Origin of the sequence: Vibrio sp. 3-2(1), assembly GCF_963887575.1 — a bacterium.
GTDB lineage: Bacteria > Pseudomonadota > Gammaproteobacteria > Enterobacterales > Vibrionaceae > Vibrio > Vibrio anguillarum.
In genome coordinates this window covers 1-8,547 of the sequence record NZ_CAWPGB010000025.1, presented here as the reverse complement: position 1 = coordinate 8,547, position 8,547 = coordinate 1, and the positions used below count along the sequence as shown (strand labels likewise).

Genomic DNA, 8,547 nt, shown 5'->3' with positions numbered 1-8,547 from the left:
GAAGCTCTGCAATGAAATTGCACACAAATTAAATACGCGCCCACGCAAAAGACTTGGGTATAGGACACCAACGGAGTATATTCATGCGCATCTGTAGAAAGTGTCGCACTTCAAACTTGATACTAAGTGGTCTCTAGCTAGCCAGTAAAATTAAGACTAACCACAATAGATGTGATCAGAATTAGGACTATATCTAATAGACGTTTATAAAGCTCATCTTTCCCATTTATGAAAAAAAGGATGTCCACAATTACAGCAAACACCGCTACGTAACTTAAAGACTTGGTAAGCAAGCTATTAAGTTGAAATAGCCCTAATACAGCCAACATAGCTAAAAATAAGAACCAACAAATTAACTTAATTTGTTCCCCAGTTAGGACTCTACACTCCCGTGCTTTTTTTGAACTAAACAAAACAACCACGTAAAGCACAGAAACCAACGAGAAGATTCCTAAACCTGCATTTCTCAACAACAGAAAAGCATCACTATTTGAACTTTTTCCTTGTGTTTCAATAATCGCCAATGAAATAGCCCAAATCGTCAACCCAATCAAAGCCACAATAGGAGTAGCAAGACGAAGGCTCTTTTCTACCACTAACAATCGTCCACTAAGTTTATTTTCTGATTTCATTTAATTTCTCTTTATTTTTGCAGCGTTCATATTAACAAAAGACCAGTTAATGCCCGGTTAAGGGGCTGACAACGCAAAACACTGAACTCAAAATAACAACCGTAATCACAAAGGCCGATTTGAACAAAAATCGCCACGCGTTGGCAGTCCCTCTTGAACTGTTTGTTATGTTTATTTAGCCTAAGATTTCAGGCACTTAATTGCGTCACTTACCGTCTCAAATTGAATTTTTGTCAAACAAACTTCAGCTCGACAAAATTCGTGACATTGAATCAATCTTGATGCATCTTCTGCTGAAATCTGGACTGAGTTTCCAACCAAGTTAACCGCTGTTGAAGCATCTGAAACCAATGAATATACAAAACCTTCAGAATCGATTACTCGATCATCTGAGCTAAAAATCAGCCCCACACATTCGCAGTTCAAGTCAGTTTCTGAGCCCAAATAAATGAGCTCATCGTCACCATCCAATTTCAGGATACAAGGCCAATTGACCATGAATTTCTCCAATAAACATAACGCCCGGCTAAGGGGTTGACAACGCTCCACCGAGCTAAAAAAACACACCGTAAACCCTGAATTTCAATTTTGCACTAAAGTCGCCACGCGTTGGCAATCCCTCTTGAGCCGTTTGTTATGCAAATTCAATAAGATAAACCGAATTTACACGACCAAAAGCCACCATTGCAATGGTTGAGTGATTCAAGAATCAACCCAAGTAAGAGCCGTGATAAATAAGCTGCCAAAACAAAGTTCACCTTTCAGCACCAAACCAAGCTTTTGAATGAGACAAACTCAACAAGCAAGACTTTCAGCAAGTATAAAATGCTCGATAAACTTGCCCTTTCCACACTTTGCGCCCACAAGATTCACAACACGCCAACGCTAAAACTGATTGAAGCAAACAAAGAACCTTGCCTGTTTACGGCTTGAGTTCACCATGAATTTGAAGGTAAAAATGCTCATTTGCCGACAACACAAAACGAATGGCCGGAGAAATCCCAAAAGATTGAGTCCTAAATTTACCTGAGTTGCATAACGCCCGCCTAAGGGGCTGGCAACGCATTACTACAAAACTCAATCACAACAACCGAAACCACCGCGGCTCATTGGGACTGGAAACGCCGCGCGTTGACAGTCCCTCTTGAGGCGTTTGTTATAAGGTGGATAACTACTTAATTAGATTGAGTATTCCTTTAAACTCTGGCGCTCGACAATCTTTAACCAGTTCATAAAGACTCATTTCTAAACCTGTTATTTCAACACCAGCTCCTGCTAGCTTTGTAATTGCTAGCTCCTTGTTTGATGCATCACGTGAAGACACGCAATCACTCACTAAATGTATGTTGTAACCTAGATTTTTGAGATGAATAGCCGTTTAATAAACACATATGTGAGCTTCGATACCACATATTAACCAAGACGTTTTATTCGATTTTTGGATAGTCTCGATGAAACGAGGCTCACCACAAGCATCAAAACTGAATTTGCTAATCGGTTGTTGATTACCCAATAACACTCTGAGCTCTTCGATGGTTTGACCTAATTTATCTGGATTTTGCTCAAGCCAAACTATTGGCAATCCTAGCAATTGAGCTCCTTTAATTAGTTTTATGCAATTTGAAACAAGCTCATTACTGTCAGAAACCAATCGAGCCAACTTGCCTTGGATATCAACGATAATCAGACCAGTATTTTCCTTGTCAAGCATACAGACTCCTTTGCTAAACCACCTTATAACGCCCGCTTAAGGGGCAGCCAACGCTACTACTAACTTTCCGCATAACACCGTAACCACGAAAACCAACGCATGATAAAAATGCCACGCGTTGGCTGTCCCTCTTGAAGCGTTTGTTATACCTAAATTCCACGTATTTCCGTACGCATCTGAGTCATTAGCAACTTAGACTGCACCTGAATATCTGATGATATATCATTAAGTTTCGCCAAATATTCTTCTTGGACTGAAGTTTGCTGATGTAGGACTATTTCCGTCAATTTACCCATGAATTCATGTGCTGTATTCATTGATAATTCAGTCAAATCTTCCAACTGCTGAAAAGTTCCAAGCATCTCGTCAGTCGCTATCAGCTTTAATCTATTAGACTCTGACTTTAATTTGAAAAAATCTTCTCCTCCTTCACCCATAATGAGTGAAATTTGTTGGCTAAACCACACCAACACGTCGCGAGCTTTCTCTTGGTTGTTTTCAACTGAAGCAGCCATAATATCATTAAGGTATTGGTCGAAAATAGGTTGCATGCGCCCCATTATTTCACTTTGGTTTTTCTTTCCAAATTGATCCAAACTAGTAACATAGTTGGCATACTCAGTGGCTTTCAAGTCAAAGACTTTTAAACGCCTTTCGGCATCAAACCTTAAGTCTTGTTCTAGCCTTTTGAGTTGCCTCTCATGCCATGATTTAAATAGAAATGCGAATACGATCCAACCCGCATTGATCAGCCCAAAAAGCCAAACATAGTACTGTGGGTCTTTCTGAATAATTTCGTAAATACTGCTCATTTGCTTCCTTAGGTATAACGCCCGGCTAAGGGGTTGACAACGCACCACCGAACTTAAAAAACACACTGTAAACACTGAACTGCAATTTTGCACTAAAGTCGCCACGCGTTGGCAATCCCTCTTGAGCCGTTTGTTATGCAAATTCAATGAGATAAACTGACTTTACACAACCAAAAGCCACGATTGCAATGGTTGAGTGATTCAAGAATCAACCCAAGCCAGAGCCTTGATAAATAAGCCGCCAAAACAAAGTTCACCTTTCAGCGACAAACCAAGCTTTTGAATGGGACAAACTCAACAAGCAAGGCTTTCAGCAAGTGCAGAATGCTCGATTAACTTGGCCTTTCCACACTTTGCGCCCACTTAATTTACAACGCGCCAACGCTAAAACTGATTGAGGCAAACAAAGAACCTTGTCTGTTTTACGGTTTAAGTTAACCACGAATTTGAGGGTAAAAATGCTCATTTGCCGACAACACCAAACGAATGGCCGGAGAAATCACAAAAGATTGAGCCCCTAAATTTACCTGAGTTGCATAACGCCCGGCTAAGGGGTTGACGACGCACCACCGAACTCAAAAAACACACTGTAAACCCTGAACTTCAATTTTGCACTAAAGCCGCCACGCGTTGGCAATCCCTCTTGAGCCGTTTGTTAGGCCAACCGATTGACAACGATACTTTCAAAACCAAAGAACGAGCTTTTTTGTAAACTTGAAACAAACTAACCGATTAATTTATAAACCAAAATGCTAAATCAGCAAAGAAACAAAAAACTCAAATTGAGCGGTTTGGAAGAAAAGTGACGAGCGTAGCATGCTCGGCGGACGTTTGGATGCTGAAGGTTATTTTGCCGCTAAACTCACAACGAAAAGCAACCCAACGCGATCAAGAAACAACAAATATGTGATGATTATTTATTGCTTAACTTAAGCCAGAAAACATGGAATTTACCGTTCAATTCAAACTCGATTTAGCTGATAAAAACTCACTTTGCCTAACGCCCGGTTAAGGGGCAACCAACGCTACTACTAACTTTCCGCATAACACCGTAATCACAAAAACCAACGCATAATAAAAATTCCACGCGTTGGTTGTCCCTCTTGAACCGTTTGTTAGAAAAGGGACTGCTGATTAGGGTCAACATAGTCGATCACCAATCCCTCTGATGATAGATCCAAGCTGAAGTTACGAATAACAGCAACGATAATGGAAACAAACTCTACGGTTATATCAATTGCTTGTTGTGCGTCTTCAGATGAACACTCATTAGCTGCATGCATGATTTTGTTGCGTAACCTTTGAATATTGTCTCGCTCTCGCCAAAGAGTTTCCGAAGATTGTTGGCGCTTGTACTCATTAATTGAACAACCTAAGTCTACATTCTCATCGATCACATCGAAAACTAGATCTTTGAATCTATCGATTCCACTTTGTTTGAGTAACCCACTTGAGATCATTTCTGCCGCATATTCGTTATGAACCATTCCATACACTATAGGCTTTAACAAAACTGATTTAATTAACACCTCGGTCGAAATTGCTGCATAAATTAACGAAACCGTAGGATCTACCTCAAGAAGAGCTTTGCTCTTGCGTAGAAACTTAATCGCATTCTCAGCTAAATCAGGCTTTTGACGATAATACGACTGCATTCTCTCAAAGATAAACTCTTCAATAGCTTGATCTCTGTGCTCCTCATATAGCTCCTCTCGAAGTTCTTCCTCAATATTGGAGTACATTTCATCCATGTATTGATCGTATTGAGCATCATATAAATCGTATCCCAATTCTAACCTCCATTTTCTAACGCCCGCTTAAGGGGCAGACAACGCTACTATCAACTTTCCGCATAACACCGTAATCACATGAACCAACGCATAGTAAAAATGCCACGCGTTGGCTGTCCCTCTTGAGCCGTTTGTTATACCGTGATCCGATGCACATTGTAGGAACTTCTTTATCAATTGCCATAGTGCCGTATAATCGCGGCCAAATTACACCACAACAATCCATCAGTGAGTTGCAAATGTCCAAACTATTTTTCAAAGGTCGAATCGATGCTAGACAAAACCACGTCATTTCAGGCTACAACGTAAACCGTGATGTAAAAGCAGGCACTGACGAGGCTCCAATCAATGTTGTCGTCCCAACCGAGGCTCGTAAAGCAGAGATAGAAATATTACTTTCTGAGCACTCAATAGTGGCTGATATTGTCATTGACTCAAAGCAACCAGAGAACACTGTTGAGCTTGATACGCTATTAAACAAACCTAAAACTATTACCTATGACAAAACACCAAACCGTAATGAACCGTGCATTTGTGGAAGCGGAAAAAAGTACAAAAAGTGCTGTGCTTAAACCCTCGATAATTACGTCCAAAGCCGTCTTCTGACGGTTTTTTTATAAACTAGAACCTATACGATATTCTGCGCGTAAGTCAAAACGGTATAATGCCCGCTTAAGGGGCAGCCAACGCCACTACTAACTTTCCGCATAACACCGTAACCACAAAAACCAACGCATAGTAAAAATGCCACGCGTTGGCTGTCCCTCTTGAAGCGTTTGTTATGTTTAATTTTTGATCGTTTCTGCAATATTCCTAATACAACGCCTTGCAGACTCACTTACACCCGAAAGTTGATAGAAACCATGTATTACACCTAGGTAACGTTCACAATAAGCGTCAACTCCTTGGGAAAGAAGCAACCTGTACAACTGCTCTCCTTCATCTCGCAGTGGGTCATACTCGGCTGTGATAATCATCGTTGGCGGTAAACCTTGAAAATCTTTTCTTGCCAATAGATTGAGTTCTGTTTCACTGACTAACCGCTCTGATTCACCCGCATAAAGCTGAAAACCTGACAGCAACATTTGAGCGGTAATAATAAAATCTGTACCGTTTTTCTGATAACTATTAGACGCCCCCAAGGGATCGACCATTGGATATATTAGGACTTGTTTTTCAGGTAGCCACAGCTTTTTATTTTTCAAGCGAAGTGCTGTAGCAAGAGCTAATTGTGCGCCAGCACTATCACCGACAAAAAACACATGTCCAGTATCACCGCCATATTTATGACCATGCTCTTTGATACCCAACGCGGCCTGAAATACATCATCATGAGCTGATGGATATGTATGTTCTGGTGCTAATCGGTACTTAATGCAAACCACTATAGTCTCTGATAGATGAGCTAACTGCCTCAGTTGTGCTTCATGTGTTTCAAAACCACCACTAATGAAACAACCACCATGAAAGTAAATCGTGATTGGCAAATTAGCTTTATCGCTTGGCTTATAAACTTTGATTTGAATACCATCCAGCTCATCAACAAACTCATCGGCCATTTCAGGGCTAGAGCCAGCTAAAACTGTACTTGATAGATAACCGGCACGACGCTCAGAAATAGTTTGTTTTGATGGGCAAGGTTTCCCACAAGAAATGAACTCTTCAACGAGTTCTTTAATGCCGCGCTCTAGATAGTTGCTCATATTTAATTCTTCGAATGTGTTCAAAGCTCAATATGATAGCCGAACTCATATTGCTGTATATAAAAACAATGGTGATTTATGATGCTGATTAAACATAACGCCCGGTTAAGGGGCTGACAACGCAAAACACTGAACTCAAAATAACAACCGTAATCACAAAGGCCGATTTGAACAAAAACCGCCACGCGTTGGCAGTCCCTCTTTAACCGTTTGTTATGCAAATTCAATAAGATAAACTGACTTTACTCGATCAAAAGCCACCATTGCAATGGTTGAGTGATTCAAGAATCAACCCAAGCCAGAGCCGTGATAAATATGCCGCCAAAATAAAGCCCACCTTTCAACAACCAACCAAGCTTTTGAATGAGACAAACCCTACAAGCAAGACTTTCAGCAAATGAAAAATGCTCGATAAACTTGCCCTTTCCACACTTTGCGCACGCTGAATTGACAACAAACCAGCGCCAAAACTGATTGAGGCAAACAAAGAACCTTGCCTGTTTTACGGCTTGAGTAAACCACGAATTTTAGGGTAAAAATGCTCATTTGCCGACAACGCAAAACGAATGGCCGGAGAAATCCAAAAAGATTGAACCCCTAAATTTACCTGAGTTGCATAACGCCCGGCTAAGGGGTTGACAACGCACCGCCGAACTCAAAAAACACACTGTAAACGCTGAACTTCAATTTTGCACTAAAGTCGCCACGCGTTGGCAATCCCTCTTGAGCCGTTTGTTATGTGAACTGCTACAACAAGCGACTATAAAAAATGCTTAGTTCATCAAGGTAGGTTTCACTAACATCATCTTCGTTCCAAGCCCATAATTCTTTGGGAACGAGTTCGAACACCTTGTGGTGAGGTGCATTTAAAGTGGGGACACAATAAACAGGAAGATATAACCTGTTAATTTTGATTTTATAACTAAGTTCGCTGTCTTCAATGAGGTTAAATTGATCAGCTGTTATATCAACCAAAATACCTTCACTTTCTACCCACCAATGCCCAACTTCACCGCCACGCTTTTTAGATATACCAAAGACAAGGTATATAGGCTTACTGTAGCCTTTTTGGGTTAAGTGGTAGCAGAACAACATTGAAGCATGTTTACAAGCATTAATTGGAAAGTCAGAACCAAAATAGAACCAGCCTTTACCGACAACTGATTCTATTTTACTTCTTACCCAAGCCGCTTCTTCGTGAAGGTTTATCATTTTTCTCCTGTTCACATAACGCCCAATTAAGTGGTGAACAACGCACTGACCAAGCCGCCGCATTGCACCGTAAAACACTTTACCTAACGCATAGTAAAACTGCCACGCGTTGAGAATCCACTTGAATTGCTTGTTATGTGAATTTTACCGTGAATTCAAAGTAAATCACCGTAGAAAGGACGAAATTTGAATAACTTACGTGCAAAAACGATGCTAACCAAACCCTAAATTTTACAACGATTTTAGCCAAAGAGAGCCACTTACAGAATCAACAGCAAAGAAAGCGCCCTTTCAGCTACAACAAAACCTTTTGCTTCACCAGATTTTCAGAGCTGAATATCAGCAAGCAAATCAGTCAAAAAGACATTTCAATTAAAGCGATTTGAAACTGACGAAACTCAACACAAGCCAGATCCAAAACTTAATTGAGGCAACCCAAGAACCTTGAAAACGATCAATCTCAGGTTGTTCAGAATCCATTTCGACCAAGCCAACTTGCCGAAAACACGAAACGAATTATCAATGAAATCGTAGCTTTGACCTTAAAAACTCATCAAACACATAACGCCCGGCTAAGGGGTTGACAACGCATAGCCGAACTCAAAAAACACACTGTAAACACTGAACTGCAATTTTGAACTAAAGTCGCCAAGCGTTGGCAATCCCTCTTGAGCCGTTTGTTAGCTG

7 protein-coding genes and 1 pseudogene are annotated in these 8,547 nt (G+C 40.7%); 1 reads left to right on the top strand and 7 read right to left on the bottom strand.

Annotated elements, in window-relative coordinates:
* Nucleotides 1-137: 137 nt before the first annotated feature.
* From AACQ79_RS10835 to AACQ79_RS10815, 5 genes and pseudogenes are all read right to left on the bottom strand, one after another.
* Entirely contained in the window at nt 138-632 is a 495-nt protein-coding gene (locus AACQ79_RS10835) for a hypothetical protein (protein WP_170899841.1), read from the bottom strand.
* Between the two features lie 180 nt (nt 633-812).
* On the bottom strand, nt 813-1,130 hold the full coding sequence (locus AACQ79_RS10830) for a DUF4144 domain-containing protein (RefSeq protein WP_142993762.1): 318 nt from the start codon (nt 1,128-1,130) through the stop codon (nt 813-815).
* Nucleotides 1,131-1,803: 673 nt separating this feature from the next.
* A pseudogene (locus tag AACQ79_RS10825) lies at nt 1,804-2,343 on the bottom strand (hydrolase).
* Between the two features lie 149 nt (nt 2,344-2,492).
* Complete coding sequence (locus tag AACQ79_RS10820) at nt 2,493-3,155, bottom strand: hypothetical protein (protein ID WP_170899837.1); 663 nt, start codon at nt 3,153-3,155, stop codon at nt 2,493-2,495.
* A 1,115-nt stretch (nt 3,156-4,270) separates the two neighbouring features.
* The gene (locus AACQ79_RS10815) at nt 4,271-4,945 is read right to left on the bottom strand and encodes a hypothetical protein (RefSeq protein ID WP_098415773.1); all 675 of its coding nucleotides are present in this window, start codon (nt 4,943-4,945) and stop codon (nt 4,271-4,273) included.
* Between the two features lie 239 nt (nt 4,946-5,184).
* Here AACQ79_RS10815 and AACQ79_RS10810 point away from each other — a divergent pair, with 239 nt between their 5' ends.
* Entirely contained in the window at nt 5,185-5,517 is a 333-nt protein-coding gene (locus tag AACQ79_RS10810; protein WP_069573255.1) for a PBPRA1643 family SWIM/SEC-C metal-binding motif protein, read from the top strand.
* Between the two features lie 213 nt (nt 5,518-5,730).
* Here AACQ79_RS10810 and AACQ79_RS10805 read toward each other — a convergent pair whose 3' ends face one another.
* Nucleotides 5,731-6,648 (bottom strand): alpha/beta hydrolase, encoded by a 918-nt coding sequence (locus tag AACQ79_RS10805; RefSeq protein WP_170899836.1) that lies wholly within the window; start codon nt 6,646-6,648, stop codon nt 5,731-5,733.
* A 747-nt stretch (nt 6,649-7,395) separates the two neighbouring features.
* Complete coding sequence (locus AACQ79_RS10800) at nt 7,396-7,860, bottom strand: hypothetical protein (RefSeq protein WP_170888957.1); 465 nt, start codon at nt 7,858-7,860, stop codon at nt 7,396-7,398.
* Nucleotides 7,861-8,547: the final 687 nt, after the last annotated feature.